At 64.3% G+C, this 26,029-nt stretch carries 24 protein-coding genes; 9 read left to right on the top strand and 15 right to left on the bottom strand.

All coding sequences use genetic code 11. The features are described from left to right. Window positions 1-21 precede the first annotated feature (21 nt). The 3 genes from IVB31_RS11425 to IVB31_RS11415 are packed head-to-tail and all read right to left on the bottom strand — an operon-like array spanning window position 22 to window position 2,044. Window positions 22-432, bottom strand: coding sequence for an ACT domain-containing protein (locus tag IVB31_RS11425; RefSeq protein ID WP_247321884.1), 411 nt, complete (start codon window positions 430-432; stop codon window positions 22-24). Continuing rightward, a complete protein-coding gene (locus IVB31_RS11420) occupies window positions 432-1,736 on the bottom strand; it encodes a DNA polymerase IV (protein WP_247321883.1) in 1,305 nt (434 codons plus the stop codon). The genes IVB31_RS11425 and IVB31_RS11420 overlap by 1 nt, the downstream gene beginning before the upstream one ends. Next, window positions 1,733-2,044, bottom strand: a complete 312-nt coding sequence (locus IVB31_RS11415) for a DUF3572 domain-containing protein (RefSeq protein ID WP_247321882.1) — start codon at window positions 2,042-2,044, stop codon at window positions 1,733-1,735. Before IVB31_RS11415 ends, IVB31_RS11420 begins: the two co-directional genes overlap by 4 nt. Before the next feature lie 278 nt (window positions 2,045-2,322). On the opposite strand from IVB31_RS11415, the gene IVB31_RS11410 reads away from it, so the two are divergent. Together IVB31_RS11410 and IVB31_RS11405 are read left to right on the top strand one after the other, a co-directional pair. After that, the gene (locus tag IVB31_RS11410; RefSeq protein WP_008130064.1) at window positions 2,323-2,688 is read left to right on the top strand and encodes a response regulator; all 366 of its coding nucleotides are present in this window, start codon (window positions 2,323-2,325) and stop codon (window positions 2,686-2,688) included. A gap of 13 nt (window positions 2,689-2,701) precedes the next feature. Further along, window positions 2,702-4,075: a PleD family two-component system response regulator gene (locus tag IVB31_RS11405; RefSeq protein ID WP_247321881.1), complete on the top strand. Its 1,374-nt coding sequence runs from the start codon at window positions 2,702-2,704 to the stop codon at window positions 4,073-4,075. A gap of 345 nt (window positions 4,076-4,420) precedes the next feature. On the opposite strand, the gene IVB31_RS11400 is transcribed toward IVB31_RS11405, so the two are convergent. After that, window positions 4,421-5,023 carry a TetR/AcrR family transcriptional regulator gene (locus IVB31_RS11400; protein WP_247321880.1) on the bottom strand — a complete coding sequence of 201 codons (603 nt, stop codon included), beginning with the start codon at window positions 5,021-5,023 and terminating at the stop codon, window positions 4,421-4,423. A 141-nt stretch (window positions 5,024-5,164) separates the two neighbouring features. Here IVB31_RS11400 and IVB31_RS11395 point away from each other — a divergent pair, with 141 nt between their 5' ends. Further along, entirely contained in the window at window positions 5,165-6,403 is a 1,239-nt protein-coding gene (locus tag IVB31_RS11395) for an MFS transporter (RefSeq protein ID WP_247321879.1), read from the top strand. A 21-nt stretch (window positions 6,404-6,424) separates the two neighbouring features. Here the strand turns inward: IVB31_RS11395 and IVB31_RS11390 are convergent, their stop codons facing one another. Beyond that, complete coding sequence (locus IVB31_RS11390) at window positions 6,425-7,657, bottom strand: acyltransferase (protein WP_247321878.1); 1,233 nt, start codon at window positions 7,655-7,657, stop codon at window positions 6,425-6,427. A 1,327-nt stretch (window positions 7,658-8,984) separates the two neighbouring features. Here IVB31_RS11390 and IVB31_RS11385 point away from each other — a divergent pair. Further along, the gene (locus IVB31_RS11385) at window positions 8,985-10,868 is read left to right on the top strand and encodes a caspase family protein (protein WP_247321867.1); all 1,884 of its coding nucleotides are present in this window, start codon (window positions 8,985-8,987) and stop codon (window positions 10,866-10,868) included. Window positions 10,869-11,023: 155 nt separating this feature from the next. Here IVB31_RS11385 and rpmG read toward each other — a convergent pair whose 3' ends face one another. The 3 genes from rpmG to IVB31_RS11370 form a co-directional block, all read right to left on the bottom strand. Continuing rightward, complete coding sequence (gene rpmG / locus IVB31_RS11380; protein WP_247321864.1) at window positions 11,024-11,191, bottom strand: 50S ribosomal protein L33; 168 nt, start codon at window positions 11,189-11,191, stop codon at window positions 11,024-11,026. 207 nt (window positions 11,192-11,398) lie between these two features. Next, the gene (locus IVB31_RS11375) at window positions 11,399-12,724 is read right to left on the bottom strand and encodes an LLM class flavin-dependent oxidoreductase (protein ID WP_247321862.1); all 1,326 of its coding nucleotides are present in this window, start codon (window positions 12,722-12,724) and stop codon (window positions 11,399-11,401) included. A gap of 181 nt (window positions 12,725-12,905) precedes the next feature. Then, entirely contained in the window at window positions 12,906-14,243 is a 1,338-nt protein-coding gene (locus IVB31_RS11370) for an amidohydrolase (protein WP_247321860.1), read from the bottom strand. A gap of 152 nt (window positions 14,244-14,395) precedes the next feature. On the opposite strand from IVB31_RS11370, the gene IVB31_RS11365 reads away from it, so the two are divergent. Beyond that, entirely contained in the window at window positions 14,396-14,938 is a 543-nt protein-coding gene (locus IVB31_RS11365) for a hypothetical protein (RefSeq protein WP_247321859.1), read from the top strand. Between the two features lie 10 nt (window positions 14,939-14,948). Here IVB31_RS11365 and IVB31_RS11360 read toward each other — a convergent pair whose 3' ends face one another. The 4 genes from IVB31_RS11360 to topA are packed head-to-tail and all read right to left on the bottom strand — an operon-like array spanning window position 14,949 to window position 21,301. After that, window positions 14,949-15,698, bottom strand: coding sequence for an NUDIX hydrolase (locus IVB31_RS11360; RefSeq protein ID WP_247321858.1), 750 nt, complete (start codon window positions 15,696-15,698; stop codon window positions 14,949-14,951). A gap of 32 nt (window positions 15,699-15,730) precedes the next feature. Next, window positions 15,731-16,171 (bottom strand): DUF983 domain-containing protein, encoded by a 441-nt coding sequence (locus tag IVB31_RS11355; protein ID WP_247321857.1) that lies wholly within the window; start codon window positions 16,169-16,171, stop codon window positions 15,731-15,733. Further along, on the bottom strand, window positions 16,165-18,534 hold the full coding sequence (rnr, locus tag IVB31_RS11350; RefSeq protein WP_247321846.1) for a ribonuclease R: 2,370 nt from the start codon (window positions 18,532-18,534) through the stop codon (window positions 16,165-16,167). Before rnr ends, IVB31_RS11355 begins: the two co-directional genes overlap by 7 nt. A 7-nt stretch (window positions 18,535-18,541) precedes the next feature. Next, window positions 18,542-21,301 (bottom strand): type I DNA topoisomerase, encoded by a 2,760-nt coding sequence (gene topA, locus IVB31_RS11345; RefSeq protein ID WP_247321833.1) that lies wholly within the window; start codon window positions 21,299-21,301, stop codon window positions 18,542-18,544. A gap of 310 nt (window positions 21,302-21,611) precedes the next feature. Between topA and IVB31_RS11340 the strand changes: the two genes are divergently transcribed. Continuing rightward, complete coding sequence (locus IVB31_RS11340; RefSeq protein WP_247321822.1) at window positions 21,612-21,767, top strand: hypothetical protein; 156 nt, start codon at window positions 21,612-21,614, stop codon at window positions 21,765-21,767. 123 nt (window positions 21,768-21,890) lie between these two features. Here IVB31_RS11340 and IVB31_RS11335 read toward each other — a convergent pair whose 3' ends face one another. Further along, complete coding sequence (locus IVB31_RS11335) at window positions 21,891-22,388, bottom strand: helix-turn-helix domain-containing protein (RefSeq protein ID WP_247321820.1); 498 nt, start codon at window positions 22,386-22,388, stop codon at window positions 21,891-21,893. Window positions 22,389-22,509: 121 nt separating this feature from the next. Here IVB31_RS11335 and IVB31_RS11330 point away from each other — a divergent pair, with 121 nt between their 5' ends. Continuing rightward, window positions 22,510-23,283 (top strand): SDR family oxidoreductase, encoded by a 774-nt coding sequence (locus IVB31_RS11330; RefSeq protein ID WP_247321818.1) that lies wholly within the window; start codon window positions 22,510-22,512, stop codon window positions 23,281-23,283. 177 nt (window positions 23,284-23,460) lie between these two features. Continuing rightward, window positions 23,461-23,643: a hypothetical protein gene (locus IVB31_RS11325; RefSeq protein ID WP_247321816.1), complete on the top strand. Its 183-nt coding sequence runs from the start codon at window positions 23,461-23,463 to the stop codon at window positions 23,641-23,643. Between the two features lie 66 nt (window positions 23,644-23,709). Here IVB31_RS11325 and IVB31_RS11320 read toward each other — a convergent pair whose 3' ends face one another. Continuing rightward, window positions 23,710-24,318, bottom strand: coding sequence for an NAD(P)H-dependent oxidoreductase (locus tag IVB31_RS11320; RefSeq protein WP_247321815.1), 609 nt, complete (start codon window positions 24,316-24,318; stop codon window positions 23,710-23,712). 83 nt (window positions 24,319-24,401) lie between these two features. On the opposite strand from IVB31_RS11320, the gene IVB31_RS11315 reads away from it, so the two are divergent. After that, on the top strand, window positions 24,402-24,815 hold the full coding sequence (locus IVB31_RS11315; protein WP_247321814.1) for a helix-turn-helix domain-containing protein: 414 nt from the start codon (window positions 24,402-24,404) through the stop codon (window positions 24,813-24,815). Here the strand turns inward: IVB31_RS11315 and dprA are convergent. Beyond that, on the bottom strand, window positions 24,812-25,954 hold the full coding sequence (gene dprA, locus IVB31_RS11310; protein WP_247321813.1) for a DNA-processing protein DprA: 1,143 nt from the start codon (window positions 25,952-25,954) through the stop codon (window positions 24,812-24,814). The two genes, IVB31_RS11315 and dprA, sit on opposite strands and share 4 nt — an antisense overlap. Window positions 25,955-26,029 lie beyond the last annotated feature (75 nt).

Here is a 26,029-nt window from a genome sequence, read left to right as displayed (position 1 = left end):
AAGGATGGGTTTCGCTTCGCTCTACCCATCCTGCTTTGCCGCGGACATCTCACGCAAAGCAGCCAGTGCCTCATCGGCTCGGTCAGCCGGGACGAAGAGATGATCGTGGTGGAAGGCCGACACGGCGTTCACGCTGATACCGGCTTCGGCCAGGCCCGCAGTGATTGCGGCTAAGAACCCCACGGCCTCCAGCGAGGAATGAACAGTCAAGGTGATCAGGCGCGAGGCGAATGCATAGCGCAGTCCTGCCGCTTCGGCCTCTTCGCGCAAGATCACGAGCGTGGTGCCTTCCCGCTCGCGGAATGTCAGTAGCGGATTGATCGCCGCTGGAAGGCTTTCGTTTGGCGGGGTCGTGCAGAACACGAAGATGCCTGGCCGCAGCTCCGGCTTCATGTGTCTCAGCAACGCGGTGAGATCGCGTTCGGCTGTCATCACTCCTGCGCCTTTTCCGGCCCGTCATACGCGATGCCGCGGATCACGGCGGCGCTACCAAATTTCTTGCGCAGACTGTCCACCGCGCGCTCGGCATGCGCAGCGCGGCGGTCGAGCATGTCGGTGTCGTCGGCGACTGAGCCTTCGCGCAGCGCGCTGACGCCGGCGCCCATCAGGCGGAAGGCGGTGCCGTCGATCTCCTTGGCCAGCATCTCGCGGCAGATCGCGAAGATCTTTGCGGCGAGCTGTGTCGGGACCGCGATCGACTGCGAGCGGGTGCGCTGGCGGAAATCGGAAGTCTTCAGTTTTAGCGTGACGGTCGAGCCGGCCAGTTCGCTGCTCTTCAGCCGTGACGATGTCTTCTCGCACAGCCGCCACAAAATCTTCTCCAGCGTCGCGAAATCCCGGATGTCGGTCTCGAACGTGGTCTCGCTCGAAATCGTCTTGGCGCCCCGATCAGGCTCGACGCGGCGGTCGTCGATGCCGCGGGCGAGCCGCCACAGCCTGCGGCCGTCGCTCGGAAACTGCCGCATCATCTCGATCTCGTCGGCCTTTTGCAGATCGGCGATGAGGCGGAAGCCGCGTTGTACCAGCCGTTCCTGTGTCGCGGGTCCGACGCCGAAGATGAATCCGACCGGCTTGTCCGCCAGCATCGCGCGCGCCTCCTCCTGGTCGAGCGCGGCAAAGCCGCGCGGCTTGTCGAGGTCGGAGGCGATCTTGGCGAGAAACTTGTTGCAGGAGAGGCCGACCGAGACGCTGATGCCGATGTCGCGCTCGATGTCGCGGGCAAACCGCGCCAGCACCTTGGCCGGGATCATGCCGTGCACCCTTTCGGTGCCGGAGAGATCGAGAAAGGCCTCGTCGATCGAGAGCGGCTCGACCAACGGCGTCAACGCCTGCATGGCTTGACGGACCTCGCGTCCGACCCGGACGTACTTGGCCATGTCCGGCCCGATCACCGTCGCATGCGGGCAGGCTTCCAGTGCCTTGTACATCGGCATCGCCGAGCGGACGCCATAGGTGCGCGCGATGTAGCAGGCGGCCGACACCACGCCGCGCTTTCCCCCGCCGATGATGACGGGCTTGTCCGCGATGTCAGGGTTGTCGCGCTTCTCGACCGTCGCGTAGAAGGCGTCGCAGTCGATATGGGCGAGGGTCAGGCGCGACAGCGCGCGGTGGCGGATGAGGCGGGGGGAACCGCAGGCAGAGCAGCGCCGCACACCCGAGTTCTGAAGGCTCATGTCCAGATCGGCCAGACAATCCCGGCAGAAGCAGCGGGGTCCGGCCGGATCGGGAGCGCTCACGGCACGTCGCGCTCCCAGGTCCGGTCGCCGAGCGCCTCGCCCAGCACCTGCCGCGCCGCGGCAATATTGGTCGGATGCAGTTCCGATGCGCTGCCAAAGGCCTTCACGGTCGCGTCATCGCGCAGCACGAAATCGAGCACGCTGAGGAGGAAATGAGGGTCCGAGGCGGCATTGCGCAGGGTCTCCGGGCCGACCCCTGTCTCGGCCAGGAACAGGCCGAGCCGCTCGGGATCGCCGGCAACGAAAGACAGCGCCTGAATCGCAACGATTTCAGCGACTTCTCGGGGGTTGTGAACAGGCTTTTTCAAGGGTCCGGTTTGCCTTTCCGTTAACTTTCAGTGTCTACTTTGGAATCATCATGCCCGAGTCTCGTGCCCAAGTCTTTCCAACTTTCCAACCGGAATCTTCCAACCGGAGTCTTGCGACCCCCGACAAGCAATCGGAAACCACATCGCAGAAAGTCGGCCCTTGGGTTTAACGAAACTCAAGCGAATCTGAGGCTAGTTTGAATCCAGTTTTCGAAGCGCCGGAAAGCGGCGCCTGAGGCGGCACATGTATCGGTCTGCGGACCAATCAGGAGGGCGGGATGGCTAAGACCGTCCTGATCGTGGAAGACAACGAGCTCAACATGAAGCTCTTCCGCGACCTGTTGGAGGCGCACGGCTACCAGACCTCGGGCACCAGCAACGGCTACGAGGCGCTCGACCTCGTGCGCAAGATGCGGCCCGACCTCGTGCTGATGGATATCCAACTGCCGCAGGTCTCGGGCCTCGAGGTGACGCGCTGGATCAAGGACGATCCGGAACTGCGTTCCATTCCCGTCGTCGCCGTTACGGCGTTCGCGATGAAGGGCGACGAAGAGCGCATCCGCGAGGGCGGCTGCGAGGCTTATTTGTCCAAGCCGATCTCGGTCGGCAAATTCATCGAGACCGTCCGGCGTTTCATCGGGTAGGGAGTGTATTTCAGTGTCTGCGCGTATCCTGGTCGTCGATGACGTCCCTGCCAACGTCAAGCTGCTCGAAGCCCGTCTGTCCGCCGAATATTTCGACGTGATGACCGCCTCGAACGGCACCGAGGCGCTGGCGCTGGCCAGCCGCGCCGAATGCGACATCATCCTGCTCGACGTCATGATGCCGGACATGGACGGTTTCGAGGTCTGCCGCCGCCTCAAGACCGATCCAGCCACGCATCACATTCCCGTCGTGATGGTCACCGCGCTCGACAGCCCGTCCGACCGCAATCGCGGGCTGGAAGCCGGCGCCGACGATTTCCTCACAAAACCCGTCTCCGACGTCGTGCTGATCGCGCGCGTGCGCTCGCTGACCCGGCTGAAGATGATGACCGATGAGCTGCGCATGCGCGCCATCACTTCACTCGAGATCGGCATGCAGGCGCCCGAGCGCAGTGCAGTGGCCGACACCGGCAAGGGCGGCCGCATTCTCCTGGTCGACGACCGCCAGTCCTCCTATGAGCGGCTGGCGACGATCCTGGCCGCCGAGCACACCATCGACGTCGAGCCGAACCCGACGGAAGCGCTGTTCCATGCCGCCGAGGGCAATTACGACCTGCTGATCGTCTCGCTCGACCTCAACAATTTCGACGGGCTCAGGCTGTGCAGCCAGGCGCGCTCGCTGGAGCGCACGCGCCATGTACCGATCCTGGCGATCGCGGACCCCGAGAACTCGACGCGGCTGCTCCGCGGCCTCGAGATCGGTGTCAACGACTATCTGCTGCGTCCCATCGACAAGATCGAGCTGCTGGCGCGCGCCCGCACCCAGATCCGCCGCCGCCGCTACACCGATCATCTGCGCGACAACGTGCAGAACTCGATCGAGATGGCGATCACCGACGCGCTCACCGGGCTGCACAACCGCCGCTACATGGAGAGCCATCTCGCGACGCTGGCCGAGCAGGCTTCGACCCGCGGCAAGCCACTGGCGCTGATGATTTTGGATATCGACTATTTCAAGTCCATCAACGACAATTACGGCCACGACGCCGGCGACGACGTGCTGCGAGAGTTCGCGGTGCGGGTGCGCAAGTCGATCCGCGGCATTGATCTGGCCTGCCGCTACGGCGGCGAGGAATTCGTCATCGTGATGCCGGAGACCGATCTCCACGTCGCCGGCATGGTCGCCGAGCGCCTGCGCCGCTCGATCGCGGGCGAGCCGTTCTCCGTTCACAAGGGCACCAAGCGCATCGAGGTCACGATCTCGATCGGCCTGACCACGCTGGAGCAGAAGGGCGAGCCGGTCGGCGACGTCCTCAAGCGCGCCGACACCGCGCTGTACCGCGCCAAGCACGACGGCCGCAATCGCGTGGTGTCGCACGCGGCGTGAGGGTGCCTGCACAGGGCCAGCGCAAATAAAAAGCGCGAAAACAACCCCATGCACAGTAGCCGATGCTAGCGGAATCAATGGGTTACGCGGGCAGCAAAAGCGGCTGATGCGGAGAGCAACGCCGTTTGACTCGTCGGGCAAAACAGGCGCATTTTGATATGGTCGCGCAACTGGTGCGAATGCTGTCGCAGTACACTCAATTGTCGTCCCGGCGAAGGCCGGGACCCATAGCCACAGCGAGCTGTTTGACGAAGACTGGCAGTGAAGCCGTCTCACGAGTCTAACACAGACGTTCGCCGATAGATCACGCGGTATGGGTCCCGGCCTTCGCCGGGACGACGTTGTTTATTGTGGCCGCGGCTTGTGTCCCTTCGCCACCGCGCCGTCCCCCACATCCACCCCCGCATTCCGCAACAGCACCTTCGCCGCTTCCTTCGCCGCGCGTGCCATCGCGGGGTCGTCGCGCACGAGGTCCTGCGCGATCGAGCCGTCGACCAGGAGCACGAGCTGCGTTGCCAGCGCCTCTGCATCCGCAACGCCAAGCTCGTTCAACCGCTCGCGAAACCAGATGCGGCGGCTTTCCTTGAAGGCGATTGCGATCTTCTTCACGGCGCGGTCGGTGGGCCCGAGCTCGGCGACCGCATTGACGAACGGGCAGCCGCGAAAGTCTTTCGCCGAAAACCGCCGCTCCAGCGAATCGAACGTCGCAAGAATCTGCTCGGCGGGCGGCTTGTCAGAGGGGCGCTGAGCTACGAAGCGGCGCTCCAGATACGCCGCGATCAGCGCGTCCTTGGAAGGGAAGTGGTTGTAGAGGGTGCGCTTGGAGATGCCGATCTCGGCCGCGATGGTATCGACGCCGATGGCGCGAATGCCTTGCAGATAGAACAGCTTGTCTGCGGTCTCGAGGATCCGCTCTTTCATCGTCTGTGGGGCGGGCGGGGGAGCCATGCGGCGGAAAGCGTCCTCTCGAAGGTCTCTTGGCTTGACAGCACCTGATATCCATAGCCTAAGTACACAGGTCTGTGTAACCAAAATCAATGCGAATTGCAGACGCGGGCGCGCGCGCCGCACCCACGAGGGAGAAGAATAATGCCCCTGTTGCAGGTCCTGCGTCCGACATTGCCGATCCTGATCGGCGCCTCGATCATGCTGACGCTGAGCATGGGGCTGCGGCAGAGCCTCGGCATCTTCATGCAGCCGCTGACGCATGACATCCATCTGTCGATCTCGGATTTCACGCTGGCGCTGGCGGTGCAGAACCTCGCCTGGGGCTTTCTCCAGCCGCTCGCCGGCGCGATGACGACGCGTTACGGCTTCCGTCCCATCATGATCGCAGGCTCGTTCATGTACATCGCCGGCCTTGTGCTGATGGCAACCGCGAACGGTCTCGTCGCCATCATGATCGGCGCCGGCGTGCTGATCGGCACCTCGCTCGCCTGCACCGCGGCGGCGATCGCGATGTCGGTTGCGGCGCGCGCGGTGCCCGCAACGGTGCGCTCGACCGTGCTCGGCATCGTCTCCGGCGCGGGCTCGCTCGGCGCGCTGCTGTCGGCGCCGATCGGGCAGATGCTCAACGAGGGCTTTGGCTGGCGCGTCGGGCTCGCCGGCTTCGTGGTGATGTCGGTGCTGATGATCCCTGCGGCCTGGTACGCCGGGCGTGTCGACGCGGTCCCGCTGCCGAAGCCCGCGACCGACGAGATCGTCGATGCCACCGCGATGATCGCGGCGAAGACCGCCTTCGGCAATGCGTCCTTCGTGGTGATGACCTGCGCCTATCTCGTTTGCGGCATGCAGCTCGTGTTCCTCACCACGCACCTGCCGTCTTATCTGGCGATCTGCGGCCTCGATCCGATGCTGAGCGCGCAGACGCTCGGCATGATCGGCGGCTTCAACGTGCTGGGCTCGCTGTTCTTTGGCTGGGCCGGCCAGCGCTGGAACAAGCTGGCGCTGTTAGGGGCGATCTACATTTTCCGCTCGCTCGCGCTGGCCTGGTATTTCATGCTGCCGGCGACGCCGGCCTCCACGCTGCTGTTCGGCGCGATCATGGGCTTCCTGTGGATGGGTGTCGGTCCGCTGGTCGCGGGCGCGGTCGCCGAGATGTTCGGCCTGCGCTGGCAGGCGATGATCCAGGGCCTCGCCTTCATGAGCCACCAGATCGGCAGCTTCCTCGGTGCGTATGGCGGCGGGTTGATCTACGATTCGCTCGGCTCCTACACCATGGCCTGGCGCATCGGCGTGGCGCTGGGCTTGGCCGGCGGCATCATCCAGGTCGCGTTCGCGCTGATCCGGCCGTCACAGCCGCCGGCGCCAGTGTTGCGGACGGCGTAAAAGGACGCGTATCAGAGCTGGCTAGGACGCCGCGATCTTGACCGTGACGGGCAGCGGAGGGCGCAGCCCCCGCGCCAACGCCTGATGACGCGATGCCGGCTGCCTCTCCGGAAGCTTTCCGAAATACGAGAGGGCTTGCATCAGCGCAAACCTGACGGCCGGCTCGATCTTCGCGCAGATGAACCAGCAGACCAGGACAAGCAGGCCCAGCGCGATCCACACCGCCGTGGTCGCATCCAGGCCGGCCTCGACCAGCGCACGAATGATCGCCGTGCCGATGACGTTATGCGTGAGATAGAGCGGGTAGGTGATCAGTCCGAGCGTTTTCCAATAGGTTGGTGCTTCAGCAGAAGCGATGCCCGCAGAGCGCCTGTTCCTGTTCGCGGCAAGGCCAATGAAGAGCACCGCGGCCGCCCAAACCATGACCGGCACAAGGGCTGATTGATCCGCGATGGCGGGTATGGACGTCAAAAAGAAAGAGGCAAAGAAGTAGATTTCGGCGGCCCCCGAAAGACAGGTGATGGCAATTGCGACCTGTTCGAGCGCCGTCAATTGTCTGTTCGCAGAGGTGAACAGCCAGATCCCCAGCGCAAACAAGCAGCCATGGCTCAGCAGGAATGCTGCGCACGGCACCCGAAACATCAGAATGATGAGATAAGGAAGGTCGGATGGCGTCGTGCACGACAGCACGAGCAGTGCGACAGCGTTGAAGATCGCGCTGTAGATGGTGAGACCCCAGGCCAGATGCCGGAGCGTGATCCTCTTCGTAAGCATCGCGCAAAACACGAGGCCATAAAACGCCGTCTCGGCTGCCAGCGTCCAATAGACCTCGTCGAGCCATTGGCCTGTGACGCCCTTGGGCACCATCAGCATGGCGTGGATGTAGGGCAGAATGAGTTCGGAGGCCGGTCCGCTGCCGAAGAGCAGGAGAACGAGCAAGGTCGCGGTGGCGCAGACCCAGACCGCCGGATAGATCCTGAGGGCGCGGCCGAGAAGAAATTCGCCCGGTGAAGATGTGCTCGCCGAATTCGCGATGACGAAGCCGGAGATGACAAAGAAGATTTCAACGCCGACCCAGCCGAACCATGTGAAGGGCGCAGCGGAGGGGTAGAGCACGTCGGCGGCGACGGTGCGCTCGAAGCCCGGGACGCCAATCGAAACCCAGGCCCAGGACCAGAACATCTGGTGAAAAATGGCGACGCCGAGAGCGGCGGCGAAGCGCAGGGGATCCAGCAGGGGCAAATGGCTCTTCACGGGAGTGGACCAGATTCATGCAACGATCCCGTTGGAGATATTGGATCCTTTCACTGGGCTCTGCGAGGTGGGTCACACTTGCTCCGTTGCCGCGAAATGCGCAGATCGTGGCGTGGGTTACTTAAACTCAGCTCTCGTGCCCGGCGCGCAGCGCAAGCGTTACTCCGGCGGTGCGAAGCATCATCCGGCGACGGTGCGCGGCTGAGCGTCCGTGACACGAGAGCAGAGTGCTGGACCTCAGCCGCAGAAGGCCTGCGGAGAGAAAGAACTAACGCGTGCGTCCCGACCGCTTGAGATCGGCGACCTTAAACCTGTTGCCGGCCTGCAGGCTGCTGCAAATCCAGTGGGCCCTGTTTCGATTCTCGCCCAGGAACACCTTCGTCTCGACGCAATTCCCGTAGGATGTATGGGTGATGGTGTCTCGGCACGTTGGCGAGAAAGGTCCATAGTTCAGGCCGCCGCCCGACTCGCTGCATCCAACCCAGGGGTCTTTGCCGCTCGGGAAGCTTGATGCACAGCCACCGTTGCAGCTGCTGGCGCGTGCCTCGAGGCCCGCAATCCTCCCCATCACAGAACCCGGCGCATACGAAGGCGTGTGCGCGGTTGACGTTCGAGCGGTCGGCGCAGTCCGACGCGGCGCAATTGTGTTTGCTCCCCGCTCCGACACGTGTGGCCTTGCCACCTGCTTCGGCGCGTCGACCGTGACGGGGGGAAGCGTTGCGGCGGAGCCTGTTGGAATTTGCGACGCTGCCGGGGCGCACAGCAGGATAGTAGACAAGACAGCGACGGCTGATGGCGCGACAAAGGTTGGCGACAATCTCATGACGTGTCCTCCCATTCGGGACGGGAATGTCGTCCCGATAAGTGCACGGTAACATACATTGCCAAGCGCGCAACCGAGGGTTGAGAATAAATCTCCTGCAAGAGCGCCGCAGATATGAGAGCGGGCAGCGCCGTTGGCCACACTCCGTCATTGCGAGCGCAGCGAAGCAATCCAGAGTGCCTTTGCGGAACGACTCTGGATTGCTTCGTCGCAGGAGCTTCTCGCAATCACGGCCTGGAGAGAGCCGGGCGTCGACTTCAATCTCGTGCTCCGGGTGCTGTGCAGCGTCACGTCCGCGGTGCGCTACTGCGCGTCCGGTACATAAGAGGGGCCCGCGCGTGCTGTTACACGCGTCAGTTGGCGCCTGAAGCGGAAATCGCGCGGCCTGGTCGTCGCCGGCGGAATGTGACATGAAGACGATGATAGCGTGATCGACGTCACAGAGCCGAAGCTTGCTTTTCGATAGGCTCCGCATACGCTGCGCACATATCGCTCGGGGCTATAATGGGCACGTTTCCCTGGTTTTCATTGTTTCTTTTCATCGGGCTGACCTGCGGCTCAGCACATGCCGACCGCCGAGTCGCACTCGTGATCGGAAACTCCGCCTATAAAAGCGTGCCGAGGCTTGCCAATCCCGCGAACGATGCTGACCTGGTCGGTGGCATGTTCAAGAAGGCCGGGTTCGACTGGATAGACGTCAAGACCGATCTCAATGCCTCCGGAATGCGCAAGGCTCTGCGCGATTTCGGCGGACGGGCGCGAGACGCTGAGATTGCCGTCATCTACTACGCCGGTCACGGCATCGAGCTCGACGGGACCAATTACCTGATCCCGACCGATGCGACCCTGGAGACCGACAGCGACGTTCTCGACGAAACCGTGGGGCTCGATCGTGCGCTGTTCGCCGTTGAGCCCGCAAAGCAACTTCGGCTCATCATTCTGGATGCCTGCCGCGACAATCCATTTGCCAAGACCATGAAGCGGACTGTTGCTGCGCGCGCTATCGGCCGTGGTCTTGCCAAGATTGAGCCAACCAATCCGAATACGATGATCGCGTTCGCCGCGAAGGCGGGGTCAACGGCTTCGGATGGCGATGCCAGGAACAGCCCCTTCGCCGCAGCGCTCGTCGAGCGCTTGCCGACACCTGGCCTCGACTTGCGCAAGGCGTTCGGCTTCGTCCGCGATGATGTGCTGAAGAACACCGGCTACAAGCAGGAGCCCTATGTCTATGGCTCGCTCGGCGGCGAGGACGTCTCGCTCGTCCCCGGCAAGCCGGTGATTGCCGGACCGCAGGCAAGCCCAGACAGCGAAATCCGGCGCGACTATGAACTGGCGCTCCAGCTCGGCACGCGCGAGGTGTGGGCCGCCTTTCTCAATCGGCATCCAAACGGGTTCTACACCGACTTGGCCAAGGCCCAGCTGAATCGGATTGCGGCTGAGGATGCGCGTGCTGCGGCCGCAGAGAAGGCCCGGCACGCCGAAGAAGAGAAGGTCCGAGTCGTCGACGACCGGGCCAAGAAGGCCGAACAGGAAAAGGCGGCAGGCGCCGACAAGGCGGCCGAGGATGCTCGGCTTGCCGCCGAGAAGGCCAAGCAGGTCGAGGAAGCCAAGGCGGCTGCGGGCGAGCAGCGCAGGAAGGAGGCCGAGGCGGCAGCGGCGAAGGCGGTCGCCGACAAGCTCACCGCCGAGAAGGTGCTCGCTGATAAGCTCGCGAGCGACAAGGCCGCTGCCGAGCCGGCCGAGAAGCAGGCCGCCGAGAAACAAGCCTCTGCCGCTGCGGTGGAGAAGATTGCGGCTGTAACACCTTCTTCGATCGTGCCAGCGATGTCGCCGCAGGAAACGACGAGGCTGGTGCAGTCAGAACTCCGCCGCGTCGGTTGTCTGACAGCCTCGGCGGATGGCGACTGGAACGTTTCGTCACAGCGCTCCCTGACACTGTTCAACGTGCATGCGGGAACGAAACTCGATACCAAGCTCGCGAGTTTCGATGCGCTGGACGCGATCAAGGCCAAGTCAGGCCGCGTTTGTCCGCTGGTTTGCGATCATGGTTTCAGGGCCGATGGGGATACTTGTACGAAGATTGTTTGCAAGAGCGGTCTTGAGCTCCAAGAGGACGGAAGTTGCACGCGTCCCAAGAAAGAGGTGACGGCCCGATCGACGCCGGCGGATGCCGCAGGGACGAATTTGAAGCCGCAACGGTCGATTCCGCCCGTTGATTTGTCCTCCGGTCGCAAACTGCCCGGAGAGCCACCCGATGGATCAATTCCAACCGGTGCGCGAGTGATCGTCCAAAGCAGTGCTTGTGGTCGAGGACAGGTGCTGGAGCTGATCGGAGGGTCTGTCGGTAACGGAATTCGTCGCCAGAAGCGATGCATTTCAGCGAATTGATCTCAGCGCCTTCGCAAAGACTGTGTGTGCTGGCCCAGCTCTCCTGCCGCCGCTCTGCGCTGCAGCGCGTCCGGGACACGAGAGGCCAAAATAAAACGGGGCCCGAAAGGGCCCCGTAAAAGTCTTCAGCGTATCCGCGATCTGACTTGATCTTCTTACTTGATCTTGGCTTCGCGGAATTCGACGTGCTTGCGCGCGACGGGATCGTACTTCTTCTTGACGATCTTGTCGGTCATGGTGCGCGAATTCTTCTTGGCGACGTAGTAGAAGCCGGTGTCAGCCGAGGACACGAGCTTGACCTTGATGGTGACCGCTTTGGCCATGTTCAGAACCTCAGGAAATAGGGGAATCTGGAGCCGGCCAAACGGCCCGCGTTGGCCGGCAACCTAGCCAGAAACCGCCTGATGTCAAGGTTTCGGAGCGTTTTCAAGCGAAGTGGGTGCCGGTTCGCGTGAAGAAAACGCGTTAAAAACAAGAACCTAGAGCCCCGAACGGGGCTCTGGGCCCAAGAACCACCCATTTCGGCCCGATCAGGCCTCGAAGAACCGGTTTTTTGGCCGCGGCAGGCCCAGATTCTCCCTCAAGGTGGGCCCTTCATACTCCTTGCGGAAAATCCCGCGGCGCTGGAGCTCCGGGACCACCTTGTCGACGAAATCGTCGAGGCCGGCGGGCAGGAACGGGAACATGATGTTGAAGCCGTCGGAGCCGCGCCCGACCAGCCATTCCTCCATTTGGTCGGCGATGGTCTTGGCCGTGCCGACGAAGGCGAGCCCGCCATAGCCGCCAACGCGCTGGGCGAGCTGGCGCACGGTGAGTTTCTCGCGCGCGGCGAGATCGACCATGCGCTGCCGGCCGCTCTTGCTGGCGTTGGTCTCGGGGATTTCGGGCAGTGGGCCGTCGGGGTCGAAGCCGGAGGCATCGGTGCCGAGGATGACCGAGAGCGAGGCGATGGCGCTGTCGTAATGCACGCGGCTGTCGAGCAGCGCGCGCTTCTCCTTGGCCTCGTCGACGCTGTCGCCGACCACGACGAAGGCGCCGGGCAGAATCTTCAGGTGCTCGGGGTCGCGGCCGATTGTCTCCATGCGGCCCTTGATGTCGGCGTAGAGTTTTTGCCCATCGGCGAGGCTGCCGCCGCCGGTGAATACGGCTTCCGCGGTCTCGGCGGCGAGCTGCCTGCCGTCCTCGGAGGCGCCGGCCTGCACGATCAGCGGCCAGCCCTGCACCGGGCGGGCGATGTTGAGGGGGCCGCGCACCTTCAGATATTTGCCGTTGTGGTCGAGCACATGCATCTTCGCGGGATCGACGAAGATGCCGCTTTCGACGTCGCGCACGAAGGCGTCGTCGGCGAAGGAATCCCAGAGGCCGGTGACGACGTCGTAGAACTCACGGGCGCGCTTGTAGCGCTCGGCATGCTCCATGTGGTCGTCGAGGCCGAAATTCAGCGCCGCGTCCGGGTTCGACGTCGTGACGATGTTCCAGCCCGCGCGGCCGCCGCTGAGATGGTCGAGCGAGGCGAAGCGCCGCGCGACGTGATAGGGCTCGTCGAACGTGGTCGAGCCCGTCGCGATCAGGCCGATCCGCTCGGTGACGGCCGAGAGCGCCGACAGCAGCGTGAACGGCTCGAACGACGTCACCGTGTGGCTGCGCTTGAGCGCATTGACCGGCATGTTCAGGACGGCGAGGTGATCGGCCATGAAGAAGGCGTCGAACTTGCCGGCTTCGAGCTTCTGGATCAGCGTCTTGATGTGGCCGAAATTGAAATTGGCGTCCGGCCAGGCCCCGGGATAGCGCCAGGCGCCGGTATGGATGCTGACCGGGCGCATGAACGCGCCGAGCTTGAGTTGCCGTTGTGCCATCGCGCGGTGTCCGTTCTTGGTGTCGTTGGGAAAGACATAGGCACGCCGGGGAACTCCGCCATCGGGAGGAGGCGGGAAGATTATTTTGTTTTTCGATGTGCGCTCAGCACAATCGCGTCATTCCGGGGTGCGCGCAGCGAGCCCGGACGCCATCAAGCCGCAGACACCGACGCGAGAGGGGCTACTGCCCCCGCGCCCTTTGATCGAAGGCGCTCAGCACGGCGAGCGTCATCGCGGTGACTCCGGTCTGGATGGTCGGTTTCGGCACCGGGGCGAATTGCGGCGAGTGGTTGCCGGGAAGCAGCGGACCGCTGCCGTTACGCGCGGCGGCGACGCGGTCGGGCTCATAGACGCCGATGTTGAAGAACATCGAAGGCACGCCGGCGTTGACATATTCCGAATAGTCTTCGCTGGTCGTGTTCGCAGGGCTGATGTTGAACTTGTCGCCGAAGGCCGCTTTCAGCACCCGCTCGGCCTGGCCGACGACAGCGGCATCGTTCACCACCGCCTTGGTGCCCTCGTCGAGATGGATTTCGGGCGCCGGCGCATCCGCCATCGCCGCCACCGCCTTCGCCGTCCGCTCGATCCCAGCCAGCATCCTCGCGCGCACCTGCGGTTTGAAGCTGCGGATCGTGCCGATCACCCTGGCCTCGTCGGGAATGATGTTGCCGGCGGTGCCGGCGTGGATCGCGCCGATGGTGACAAGGCCGAATTCGGTCGGGTCCTTCTCGCGGCTGATCACGCTCTGCACGTCGACGACGAAGCGGGATGCCATCATCACGGGATCGATGGTCGCCTGCGGTATCGCGCCATGGCCGCCGCGGCCAACAAATCTGATGAACAGACCGTGGACATTCGACGATCCGACCCCGACCCTATAGGTCACGGAGCCGTAGGCTCCATTGCCGTCGTGCAGGGCAAATCCTGCGTCGGGCTTGGGAAAGCGGGTGAACAGGCCATCGTCGATCATCGCCTTTGCGCCCGCGACCTCTTCCTCGGCGGGCTGCGCGATGAACATCAGCGTACCGTGCCACTGGTCCTTGATGCCGACCAGGGTCTTCGCCGTGCCAACCCAGCTTGCCATGTGGATGTCGTGGCCGCAGCTATGGGCGACGAATGTCTCGCGGCCCTGCCAGATCTGCTTGTCGCGGCTGGCATAGGGCAGGCCGGTCTTCTCCTCCATCGGCAGCGCATCGAGCTCGGTGCGAACCATGATGGTGGGACCGTCGCCGTTCCTGTAGATGGCAACGAGGCCGGTCTTGCCCACGTGCTCGGTGGCCTCAAAACCGATCGCGCGCATCTCGGCGGCGAGCTTCGCCGCGGTCTTTTCTTCCTGAAAGGCGACCTCCGGATGGGCGTGGATGTCCTTGTAGAGCGCGTCGAGCTTCGGATATTCGCTCTCGAAGGAGGTCTCGATGGTTTGCTTCAATCTGGCGACGTCGAGCTCCGCATGGGCAGGCGGCGAGAGCAGGCCGCACAATGCGACGGAAGCAAGCAGAGGCCTTACGAACCGCGTCATCCGATCCTCCAATTGTTCAGCGCCCTTTCCTTCACCTAGCACATCGGGTCGCATTTTTCCGCCGTAAAAATGGAAGAACGGTACCGGGGCGTCTCTTCGAACCAATCCGCCCTTCGCTCCGACCAAGCCATGACCTCGTGAGGAGACCCGACATGGCCGGCGCAATGAGCGTGGATGGCAGCATCGTCCGTATCGACCGGCCCATGCCCTGGATCGGGCGGCTGCTGTCGCTGCCGCTGCTGGCGGCGAGTTTCTACCTGCTGTGGAATGTCGCGCTCGGCCTGCGCCAGGATTTCTCCGGCTTCGGCCGGCTCGCCGATGATCTCGTGCCGGTGCTGGTGTTCACGGGGCTCGGGCTGCTGGTCGGGATTCCCGGAATCATCCTGCTGACGTTCCGCACTTTCGTCGTGCTCAACGAGACGCTGCGCCAGATCGTCATCACCAGGCAGTTCGGCCCGCTGAATATTCGCAGGCATCGTGACCTCGCCGACTATCATTTCATCAGCATCACCGACGACTACGATCCGGAGCTGACGACCTACGACGTCAATCTCTGCGGCAACAGGGGGACCGAGCCGATCGCGCTGATGAGCTTCACCAAGCGCGAGGAAGCCAGCCAGCTCGCAGGCGAGCTCGGACGCGCGCTGAAACTTCCGGCGCGCGACTATGTCGGCACCGAGCCGAACGCGGATTGATCCGCAGGGTTCAGCCCAAAATATCCTTCTGCATCTTGCCGCCGTAGAAATGGAAGAACGGCACCGGCGCGTCGTGGCGCAGCGGGCCGGTGGCAAGGCGCATGTCGAGCTCGTTGAGCACGTTGCGCGTCATTGGATGCAGATCGGCGAGCGGTTTTGAGCCGAGCTCGACCCAGACCAACTCGACCAGCTCGGCATCGGCATGGATCACGCCCTCGACGCGATGGGTGATCGCGGAGGCGTCCGCCGTGAAGAAGCGCGTGTCGAAGCGCTTGACGCGACCGGGCGGGGTGATCGCGCGCGCGATCAGGAACAGGCTGGAGGGATCGGGCAGCAAGCCCGCATCCGCGAACGGCTTCCAGGCGCCTTCGAGCTTTGCCTTGACGTCCGCTTTGCGCCCGAGGCAGAGGCCGGTCTCCTCGCAGGCCTCGCGGATCGCGGCGATAGCGAGCGACTTCGCGCGCGAGGGCGGCGTCTTCGGGCTGCCCTTGGCGAGATTGGCTTCCAGCTCGGATGTGATGGGCGCAGCACACGGCACGCGATAATCGTCCTTGTCGACACGGCCGCCGGGGAAGACGAACTTTCCGGGCATGAACACCACTTTGTCGTGGCGCTTGCCGACCAGGACTTTTGCTGTGGTGGCGCTGCGATCGACCAGGATCAGCGTCGCCGCATCCCGGGGCCGGAAATAAGGATGGTGGTCGGCTTCCTTGCCCTCGTGGATCTTGGCCTTCTCGGCTGCCTGCGACGTATCCGTCATGTCCTCACCCAAACCGCTTTTTGATTATTTGCTTAGACCGGCGGAATACCATCCGGAGGGCTGTCGTCAAAGCCGTGCATGCGCAGAGCCCATTGCAAGCCGACCACGGCTCCCTTCACCGGCTGCAACAGCCCGAGCGAGGCGACGAAGGTGAAGGGCAGATAGGCGGCGAAGCTGATCCAGACCGGCGTGGTGTAATTGGTCTCGATCCACAAAATGGCCGGCACTGTGATGTGGCCGACGATGACGATCACGAGATAGGCGGGCAGATCGTCAGCACGATGCGGCGTGAAGTCGAGGCCGCAGGCCGAGCAATTGTCCGCCGTCTTCAGGAAGGCGCGGAACAGGTTGCCTTCGCCGCAGCGCGGACAGCGGCTGCGGAAGCCGCGCTTCATCGCCGTCCAGACGTCGCGCTTCTCGACCAAGCCCGCCTCGCGCGTCCAGATCTTCGGGGCTGTGCTCGTCGTCACCATGCCTTGCCCTTCTGGCCCCCGGCTTTGCCCTTGTTCTTTCCCTTGTTCTTTCCTTTGCCCTTCGTCGCCTTGCCGGATTTCTGCTTCGCCGGCTCGCGTTTTGTCTCCGCACTGCGTCCGGGATGCGCCTTGAACGAGGGGCGGCGTTGTGGGCCGGATGACCTGCGGTCGCGCGGCGCGGTCTCACCGCTCGACGACAGCAGCTCGAAACGCAGCGCGCCTGCGATGGGGGCGGCTTCGATCAGGCGGACGTCGACGACGTCACCGAGCTGATACATGGTACGGCTGCGCGTGCCGACCAGGGCATGGCGGCCCTCGTCATAGTTGAAATATTCCGTGCCGAGGGATCGGATCGGGATCAGGCCGTCCGCGCCGGTCTCGGCGAGCTTGACAAACAGTCCGGCGCGCGTGACGCCCGAGACGCGGCCCTGGAAGGTTGCGCCGATGCGGTCGGCGAGGTGATGGGCGATCAGGCGGTCGACGGTCTCGCGCTCCGCCTTCATCGCGCGCCGTTCGGTCACCGAGATGTGGGCCGCGACCTCGCCGAGACTTTCCGGCGTCTCGCTGTCGGGCAGCGCGCCTTCGCCGAGGCCGAGCGCGCGGACCAGCGCGCGGTGCACGACGAGGTCGGCATAGCGGCGGATCGGCGAGGTGAAATGCGCATAGCGGCGCAGGTTCAGGCCGAAATGACCGTAATTCTCCGAGGAATATTCCGCCTGCGCCTGGGCGCGCAGCACGACCTCGCTCACCAGCGGAAAATGGTCGTGGCCTTCGAGCTGCGCCAGCACGCGGTTGAACAGGGCCGGCTGTAACGCGCCGCTCTTCGCGAAGGGCACATCGAGCGTTTTCAAGAACTCCGCGAGCGCGTGAACCTTCTCCAGCGTCGGCTCGTCATGCACGCGGTAGATCAGCGGCAGCGATTTCTTCTCCAGCATTTCGGCGGCTGCGACGTTGGCGAGGATCATGAACTCCTCGATCAATTTGTGCGCGTCCAGCCTGTCAGGCACGACGACGCGGTCGACGGTGCCGTCGCTCTTGAGCAGGATCTTGCGCTCGGGCAGGTCGAGATTGAGCGGAGCGCGCTCGTCGCGGGCACGCTTGACGCAGGCATAGGCGGCGTAGAGCGGCCTCAGGATCGGATCGAGCAGGGGGCCGGTGGTGTCGTCCGGCCGTCCGTCGATCGCGGCCTGCGCCTGCGCGTAGCTCAGCTTGGCGGCCGAGCGCATCAGGATACGGTGAAAGCTGTGCGAGCGCTTGCGGCCGTCCGGGCCGATCACCATCCGCACCGCGAGCGCGCCGCGCGGCTCGCCCGGCACCAGCGAGCACAGATTGTTGGAGATGCGCTCGGGCAGCATCGGCACGACGCGGTCGGGGAAATAGACCGAATTGCCGCGGTCGAGCGCGTCGCGGTCGAGCGCGGTGCCCGGCTGCACGTAGAAGCTCACATCGGCAATGGCGACGTCGACGATGAAGCCGCCTCTGTTGTTGGGATCGTCATCCGGCTGCGCGTGCACCGCGTCGTCGTGATCCTTGGCGTCAGGCGGATCGATGGTGACGAGCGGGACGTCGCGCCAATCCTCGCGCCCCTTCAAATTGGCGGGCTCTGCCGCTTCCGCTTCGCGCTCTGCCGCGGGGCGGAATTGCAGCGGGATGTCGTGCGCGTAGATCGCGATCAGGCTGATCGCCTTCTCCGACTTGACCGAGCCGAGCTTCTCCTTGACGCGGCCCGATGCCAGTCCAAAGCCGCGCGAGCGGACGATGTCGACGCTGACGAGATCGCCATCCTGCGCGCCATGCATCTCGGTCGGGGCGATGTTCAGCTCGCGATCGGCGGACTTCTTGTCGACCGGGATCAGCCGTCCGCCACCTTCGGGCAGGCTGCGGAAGACACCGAGGATGCGGGTCTTCGCCTTGTCGAACACCTTGATGATGTGGCCGCGATAGGCCGGGCCTTCGGTCTCGTCCGTGCGTTCGACGCGCAGCAGCGCGCGGTCGCCGACGCCGGCCGCGGTGCCGGGCTTTGGCCGGCGCGGCATCGTGATGAGGATTTTTGGCGGTTCGCCGCTTTCGACCTCGTCCCATTCGGTGGGGGCGGCGACCAGTTCGCCGTCGGCGTCGCGGCCGGTGATGTCCGCGACCAGCGTCGGCGGCAGGCTGTCGGGCTCCGAGATCGTGTGGCGTTTTTTCTTGACGAGTCCGTCGTCGGCGAGCTCGCGCAGCATGCGCTTGAGCTCGACCCGATCGGCGTTCTTCAGGCCGAACTCGCGCGCAATCTCGCGGGTCCCGACCTTTCCGGGGTTTGCCTTGATGAAGGCGACGATGGCTGCCCTGTCGGGAAAGCCACGGTCATTGTTGCGTTTCACTTAACCTCTAATTGGTGCCGGCACTCTTCTTGGCCGGAGCCTTGGCGCCAGGGGCCTTGGTCGGCGACGTCTTGACTGCTGAAGTCTTGGCGGACGACGACACGGCTGCGCGCGCCTTGCTGGTGGATTCGGATTTGGTTTTGGCCGCCTTCTTCGCGGCCGGCTTTTTGGCTTTTGGCGCGGCGTCATCGCCGCCGGCGGCCTTCTCCGCAGCCTTCTTGGCCTTGGCCGGCTTCGCCGCCTTCTTGGGCTTCTTGCCGCCACCCTTGGCCGCGCGCTCGTCGATCAACGCGATTGCCTGCGGCAGCGTGATGGCGTCTTGCTCGATGTCGCTCGGGATCGTCGCGTTGACGCCGCCGGCGGTGACATAGGCGCCGTAGCGGCCGCCCTTCACCGTGACGGTGCCGAGCGTCGGATGGTCGCCGATCGCCTTGCCGGGATCGGCGCCGAAGCGGCGGCTCGGGCCCTTGGCGATCTTTTCCGCGATCAGCGTCACCGCGCGGTTGATGCCGATGTCGAAGACTTCATCGCCGGCCTCCAGGCTGGCATAGGTCTTCTCGTGCTTCACGAACGGCCCGAAGCGGCCGAGACCGGCCGTGATCGGCTGCCCGGTTTCCGGATGCTTGCCGATTTCGCGCGGCAGCGACAATAGCTTGAGCGCGAGCTCGAGTTCGACATCGCCAGGCGAGGTGCCCTTCGGGATGCCCGCGCGCTTCGGCTTCTCGCCTTCGGCATAATCCTTCTGCTCGCCGAGCTGGATATAGGGGCCGAACCGACCGGCCTTGACCCAGACGTCCCGGCCCGTCTCGGGATCCTGGCCGAGCGAGCGGTCGGCAGTCGCCTCGCCGTCGGCGGCAAGCTGACGGGTGTAGCGGCATTCCGGATAGTTCGAGCAGCCGACGAAGGCGCCGAACTTGCCGGCCTTCAGATTCAGCCGGCCGTTGCCGCAGCTTGGGCACTGCCTGATGTCGCCGCCGTCGGGCCGGGGCGGATAGATGTGCTGTCCCAGCATGTCGTCGAGCACGTCCAGCACCTGCGCGACGCGCAGATCCTTGATCTCGTCGACGGCGCCGATGAAGCCGGTCCAGAAATCCTTCAGCACCTGCTGCCAGGAAATCTCGTTGTTCGAGATGCGGTCGAGCTGCTCTTCCAGATTGGCGGTGAAGTCGTATTCGACGTAGCGTGCGAAGAAGCTTTCGAGGAAGGCGACCACGACGCGGCCCTTGTCCTCGCCGTGCAGGCGCTTTTTCTCGAGCTTGACGTAGCCGCGGTCCCTCAGGACCTGGAGAATCGAGGCATAGGTCGAGGGACGGCCGATGCCGAGCTCCTCCATGCGCTTGACCAGCGAGGCCTCGGAGAAACGCGGCGGCGGCTCGGTGAAATGCTGGGTGACGGCAAGCGACTGCCGCTTCAGCGCGTCGTTTGCGCTCATCGCGGGCAGGCGGCGGGAGTCCTCGTCCTCCTCGTCGTCGCGGCCTTCCTGATAGAGCGCCAGAAAACCGTCGAATTTGACGACCTGGCCGGTGGCACGCAGCTCCAGGGTGCGGCCGCCGGCTTTCGCCGCGATATCGACCGTGGTGCGCTCGAGTTCGGCCGATTCCATCTGGCTCGCGATGGTGCGCTTCCAGATCAATTCGTACAGCTTGGCCTGATCCGCATCGAGCTTGCGGCTCATGCTGTCGGGACGGCGCGAGAGATCGGTCGGGCGGATCGCTTCGTGGGCTTCCTGGGCGTTCTTGGCCTTGGCCTGGTACTGGCGGGGAGCCTCCGGCACATAGGCGTTGCCGTAATCCTCGCCGATCACCTTGCGCGCCTGCGTGATCGCGGACGGGTCGATCTGCACGCCGTCGGTACGCATATAAGTAATGAGTCCCGTGGTCTCGCCGCCGATGTCGATGCCCTCATAGAGCCGCTGCGCGATGCGCATCGTGTGCGCGGGCGCAAAGCCGTATTTGCGGCTGGCTTCCTGCTGCAGCGTCGAGGTGGTGAAGGGCGCCTGCGGATTGCGCCGGGCGGGCTTGGCGTCGACCGAGGTCACGGCATAGGCTGCCGTTTCCAGCGCCTTCTTGAAGTCTTCCGCTTCCGCGCCGGTGCCGATGTCGAGGCGCTGGATCTTCTTGCCGTCGGCGCCGACGAGGCGGGCCTCGAAGGCATCGCCGCGCGGCGTCAGCAGGGTCGCGATCAGCGACCAGTATTCGCGGGCGACGAACTTCTCGATTTCGAGCTCGCGGTCGCAGACCAGCCGCAGCGCCACCGACTGCACGCGTCCGGCCGAGCGGGCGCCCGGCAGCTTGCGCCACAGCACGGGGGAGAGGGTGAAGCCGACGAGATAGTCCAGGGCACGGCGCGCCATGTAGGCGTCGACCAGCGCGCCGTCGATCTGGCGCGGATTCTTCATCGCGTCCGTGACGGCCTGCTTGGTGATGGCGTTGAACACCACGCGCTCGATCTTGTGGTCCTTGAGCGCGCGCTTTTCCTTCAACACCTCCAGCACGTGCCAGGAGATGGCCTCGCCCTCGCGATCAGGGTCGGTGGCCAGAATCAGGCGGTCGGCATTCTTCAGGGACTTCGCGATGTCGTTGAGCCGGCCGGCCGCCTTGGGGTCGACCTCCCAGATCATCTTGAAATTTGCGTCGGGATCGACGGAGCCGTTCTTCGCGGGGAGGTCGCGGACATGGCCGAACGAGGCCAGAACCTCGTAGGACGAGCCCAAATATTTGTTGATCGTCTTGGCTTTCGCCGGCGACTCCACAATGACGATATTCATGTAGTTCCAGTAACTTATGGGGAAATCTTGGGCCCGATACGAAAGGATTCGGGTCGGCCCTTTCGACCCGAACATGGGTGGTGAGGCCCTCGCTGTCAAATCGAAGGGTGTTGAAAGCCGCCCGGATGGGAAAAGTTTCATATCGAAAAAGTTGCAAAATACCACCTTGGAGTTGCGGCCGATGTCGGCGTAATGTTTCCGCGGGCATGGATTCGGGTGGGGACTTGTGACTAGGCCGGCAAAGAAACGGGCGCGCGCCGCATCAGGCGCGCCGGGAGGCTCGCGTCACGAGGAACCGGGGGAGGGCGGCGTGGAGGAGGCGGTTGCCTTCATCGCCGAGCAGGTCGGGGCTTTGCGCAAGCTCGCCGAGCGGCACAAGCTCGATGTGCTGCATTATCTCTTGGGGATGACCAAGCTCGAGGCCGACGAACATCTGCGGCTGCGGAGCAAGCGGAAGCTATCGTGATCCGTCATCCTGAGGCGCGAGCGGCGTGATGCGCGGCATCGTGCCGGGAGCCTCGAAGGATGAACGGACCCGCTGATCCAGCCGGGCCGTCGCCCTTCGAGGGCCGCTGAAGAAGCGGCCACCTCAGGATGAGGGTGAGAGATTTGAGCGTGCTGTAGTCGACCGCCGCCGCGGCGCTGGCCGCGGTTTCACCAGGGTATCGGGCTGGCTGAGCAGCCGCCCGTCTTGCGCGCGCAATTCGAGCTTCCGCACTGGGCGGCCTTTGTCCTTATCCACCAAGATGGTCGCGATTTCCGAAGGCCGATCGTCGAACTCCTCGCTCCATTGCCGCAGCGCCACCAGGATCGGGAAGGCGCCGTGGCCCTTCGGCGTCAGCACGTACTCCTGATAGGCGCTGCCGTCGGAGGCGGGTGCGGTGGCTAGAATGCCGTGGTCGACCAGCGCGCGCAGGCGCGCCGACAAAATGTTCTTGGCCATGCCGAGCTTGTTCTGGAACTCGCCGAAGCGGCGCAGGCCGAACAGCGCCTCGCGGATGATCAGCAGCGACCACCCATCGCCAATCGCGTCCAGCGATCGTGCGATCGGGCAGGCATCGCCCTCGAAGCTCGTTCGTTTCACCATCGCCTTCGTCCTATCGCATTCGCCCGATTTCGGCGCGGATCACGCGCTTGTGTGGTTGCATTATAAAACCATATGCCCTAGATGGCAATCTGGTTTTATGATGCAACCACTGGAGGCGAGCGTGAGACTGAAGAACAAGACGGCCCTGATCACCGGCGGCAATAGCGGCATTGGATTGGCGACGGCAAAACTGTTCGTGGCCGAGGGCGCCAAGGTGGTGATCACCGGTCGCAACAAGGAGACGCTGGAGGCGGCCGCGAAGGAACTCGGGCCAAACGCGCTCGCCGTCGTTGCCGATGCGACCGACATCGCCGCGACCGAAGCCGCGATCAAGCAGGGCGCCGAGAAATTCGGCAAGTTCGACATCGTGTTCGCCAATGCCGGCATCGCGGGCGGCACGCCACTCGGCTCCGCGACGCTCGAGATTTTCGAGAAGGTCATCAGCACCAACCTCACCGGCGTGTTCTTCACCGTTCAGTCGGCGCTGCCTCACCTCAACGACAATTCCTCGATCATCCTCAACGGCTCGGTGATCTCGGTGCTCGGGATTCCCGGCTACTCGGCTTACGGCGCCGCGAAGGCGGGCGTGCGCGCGATGGCGCGGATCATGGCATCCGAACTGTCACCGCGCGGCATCCGCGTCAACGTGGTCGCGCCCGGCGCGATCCGCACGCCGATCTGGGGGCCTGCGACCGCGACACCTGAAGCCGAGAAGGCGTTCGAGAAACGGATCGCGCTCTCGACGCCGCTCGGGCGCATTGGTGAAACAGATCACGTTGCGAAGACGGTGCTGTTCCTGGCCTCCGATGATTCCGCGCACGTGCAGGGCCAGGAAATCTTCGTCGACGGCGGCGCGGTCGCCTCTCCGAGCGGCGCGCCGATCTATCGCGGCTGATCAATTTTGGCGTAATTTGAATCGGTCGGCGCAGCACAAGCGGTTGCGCCGGCTGGTTCCCTCGTCCTGTGTGACGTATTTGCTGAACCTTTGCGTGAGGCGTTGAACCTTCGCTTGCGTTGCCAAGACACTTTTACGGGCAGGGGGTCACAAAGACTCATTTCAAGGGAGCCCGATATGCCAAAGGCAGCTCGCATTATTTCACCGATTTCAGCACCGCGTATTTACGCCGAACGTTCCGCCATTCCCGCAAAGCGTTCCGACACCTCCGAGTTCATCGGGGTGGCTCTTTTCTCCGGCATCGGCTTGTTCGTTTCGCTCGTCGCCGTCATCCTGGGCATTCAGGGCGCCTGGTTTTAGCGACGTCGATCGCGCACCGGTCCATCAGCCACCGCAATGGCGGCGGCTGATGATGTCGGCGTGGCCTCAGGCCGCGCGCAGGCTGGTTGCCGCCTGAAGCGCGCTGGCGATCGACTTCTCGCGATGCTCCGGACCGACCTGGATGCCATCGGCAAAGATGAATTCGGGGTTGGTGACGCCGATGAAGCCGAACACCCAGCGCAAATACGTTTCGAGATGCTCGCCGACCGCAGCGGGCGTGCCCGCGCCATAATAGCCTCCGCGCGAGATCGCGACGATCACGCGCTTGCCACCGGCTAGGCCCTGCGGTCCGTTGGCTCCGTAGCTGAACGTCTTCCCTGCCACGAGGATACGATCAATCCAGGCCTTAAGCTGGCTGGGGATCGTAAAATTGTACATGGGCGCGCCGATCACGACGATGTCGGCGGCCAAAAACTCGTCCAGCGCGGCCGCGCTCGCGGCGAGGTCGGGGCCGAGTTCGGCCGGCGCAGGTGCGCCTTGCGCGGCTGCGAGGTGCGAGCCGGAGAGATGGGCGAGCGGGATCTGGGTCAGGTCGCGATAGACGATGTCGAGCGACGGCGTCGTCTGCCGCAGCCGGTCGACGATGGCGGCGGAGACCTGCCGGGAGACGGAGTGGGGGCCGAGCACGCTGGAGTCGAGATGGAGGAGTTTCATTTGGGATCACCTTGGTATATGTTTGTAACCAGAGCTACATGAGTGACTATCAAAATCCCCGCAAGAACGCACTTTTTTGAGCCATGGGCACAGTTTTGGAACCGACACACACCGATTTGCCTGCCGTACCCCCGCGGCCGGACCCCAACCACTCCGACTGCCGTGGTGTCGCCTCGATCCTCGCGCGCGTCGGCGACAAATGGAGCGTGTTCGTGATCATGATGCTCAGCAATGGGCCGAAGCGTTTCAATGAGCTGAAGCGCATGATCAGCGGCATCTCGCAGCGGATGCTGACCTTGACGCTGCGCGGACTGGAGCGCGACGGGCTTGTCACGCGCACGATCTTTCCGACCATTCCGCCGCGCGTGGATTATGAGCTGACCGATCTTGGCCGCGGGCTGCAGCAGCCGGTGATGGCGCTCGGACAATGGGCGATCGAGCATCAGGAGCAGATCGCGGTGGCGCGGACCCGGTTCGACGGGCGCAACCAAACTTAGAGCAGCGACACCAATCCACCGCCATGACGCTCGAGCCGCCCCGCAAGCTCGAGCTCCAGCAGCACCGTCCGCACGATCGCGGGCGAGGCCCCGGACATCCGCACGAGATCGTCGATTCCGATTGGCGTAGGGCCGAGCAGGCCGGTGATCTGGTCGCGGTCGTGGCCTTGCGGATCGCGCTCGAACGGTTCGCTGTCGGGCTCGCTGGCGGTGCGCACAAGCGGCCGCTCCATGATCGGTGCGACGGCATTGACGATGTCGGCAGCTTCCGTGACCAGCGTCGCGCCCTGCTTGATCAGATCGTTGGTGCCGGCGGCGCGCGGGTCGAGCGGCGATCCCGGCACCGCGAACACCTCGCGGCCCTGTTCGGCCGCCATGCGCGCGGTGATCAGCGAGCCCGAGCGATGCGCCGCCTCCACCACGACTACGCCGAGTGCGGCGCCCGAGATCAGCCGGTTGCGGCGGGGAAAGTCGCGGGCGCGCGGCTCATGGCCGAGCGGCATCTCGGAGATCGCAGCACCCTGGTGATCGAGGATCGCGGCGAGCAAATCGCCATGCTCGGGCGGGTAGATGCAATCATGTCCGCCGGCGAGCACCGCGATCGTGCCGCTTCCCACGCTCGCGCGATGCGCGGCCTGGTCGACGCCGCGGGCAAGCCCGGAGATGACGATGAAACCGGCCTCGCCAAGCTCACGCGCGAGCAGCCCTGCGAATTTCAAGCCGGCGCCGGAGGCGTTGCGCGAGCCAACGATCGCGATGATCGGCCGCGTCAACGTTGCATTGTCGCCGCGTACGGCGAGCAGCGGCGGCGCATCGTCGAGCGTGGCGAGCCGGACCGGATAGCCGTCTTCACCGGGCGCGAGCCAGGCGATGCCGAACTTGCGGCTTGCGGCAAGCTCGGCCTTCGCCTCGTCGGCGCTGCAGATGCGCCCCGATCGCTGCGCACCGCCGCGGCGTGCGAGATCCGGCAGCCGTTCCAGCGCCGCGCGCGGGCTGCCAAAGTGATTGACCAGCGAGCGGAAGGTGCGCGGCCCGACATTGTCGGAGCGGATCAGCCGCAAACGGTCGATCCGCTCAGCCTCGGTCAGCTCCACGCTTGGGTTGATGGCGTCCACGGCGTCTCCTTGCAGGCGCAGCATGGAACAACCTGAGGGCGTGGGCAACAGTCCCGTGCTTCTTGCTGCCGCCCGGACCAAGGCGGGGAGGGTAGAGCA

It is taken from the genome of Bradyrhizobium sp. 21 (assembly GCF_023073335.1).
Taxonomy (GTDB): domain Bacteria; phylum Pseudomonadota; class Alphaproteobacteria; order Rhizobiales; family Xanthobacteraceae; genus Bradyrhizobium.
The sequence above is the reverse complement of the archived record's forward strand: the minus strand, read 5'-3'. Positions and strand labels throughout refer to the sequence as shown.

Bases quoted from the DNA above. Each gene is read 5' to 3' on its own strand.
- IVB31_RS11410 (WP_008130064.1), top strand. From the start codon at position 2,323: ATGGCTAAGACCGTCCTGATCGTGGAAGACAACGAGCTCAACATGAAG.
- IVB31_RS11370 (WP_247321860.1), bottom strand. From the start codon at position 14,243: ATGACGCGGTTCGTAAGGCCTCTGCTTGCTTCCGTCGCATTGTGCGGC.
- IVB31_RS11395 (WP_247321879.1), top strand. From the start codon at position 5,165: ATGCCCCTGTTGCAGGTCCTGCGTCCGACATTGCCGATCCTGATCGGC.
- IVB31_RS11320 (WP_247321815.1), bottom strand. From the start codon at position 24,318: ATGAAACTCCTCCATCTCGACTCCAGCGTGCTCGGCCCCCACTCCGTC.
- IVB31_RS11385 (WP_247321867.1), top strand. From the start codon at position 8,985: ATGGGCACGTTTCCCTGGTTTTCATTGTTTCTTTTCATCGGGCTGACC.
- IVB31_RS11315 (WP_247321814.1), top strand. From the start codon at position 24,402: ATGGGCACAGTTTTGGAACCGACACACACCGATTTGCCTGCCGTACCC.
- IVB31_RS11355 (WP_247321857.1), bottom strand. From the start codon at position 16,171: ATGGTGACGACGAGCACAGCCCCGAAGATCTGGACGCGCGAGGCGGGC.
- IVB31_RS11360 (WP_247321858.1), bottom strand. From the start codon at position 15,698: ATGACGGATACGTCGCAGGCAGCCGAGAAGGCCAAGATCCACGAGGGC.
- IVB31_RS11365 (WP_247321859.1), top strand. From the start codon at position 14,396: ATGGCCGGCGCAATGAGCGTGGATGGCAGCATCGTCCGTATCGACCGG.
- rpmG (WP_247321864.1), bottom strand. From the start codon at position 11,191: ATGGCCAAAGCGGTCACCATCAAGGTCAAGCTCGTGTCCTCGGCTGAC.
- IVB31_RS11325 (WP_247321816.1), top strand. From the start codon at position 23,461: ATGCCAAAGGCAGCTCGCATTATTTCACCGATTTCAGCACCGCGTATT.
- IVB31_RS11400 (WP_247321880.1), bottom strand. From the start codon at position 5,023: ATGGCTCCCCCGCCCGCCCCACAGACGATGAAAGAGCGGATCCTCGAG.
- IVB31_RS11335 (WP_247321820.1), bottom strand. From the start codon at position 22,388: ATGGTGAAACGAACGAGCTTCGAGGGCGATGCCTGCCCGATCGCACGA.
- IVB31_RS11375 (WP_247321862.1), bottom strand. From the start codon at position 12,724: ATGGCACAACGGCAACTCAAGCTCGGCGCGTTCATGCGCCCGGTCAGC.
- topA (WP_247321833.1), bottom strand. From the start codon at position 21,301: ATGAATATCGTCATTGTGGAGTCGCCGGCGAAAGCCAAGACGATCAAC.
- IVB31_RS11425 (WP_247321884.1), bottom strand. From the start codon at position 432: ATGACAGCCGAACGCGATCTCACCGCGTTGCTGAGACACATGAAGCCG.
- dprA (WP_247321813.1), bottom strand. From the start codon at position 25,954: ATGCTGCGCCTGCAAGGAGACGCCGTGGACGCCATCAACCCAAGCGTG.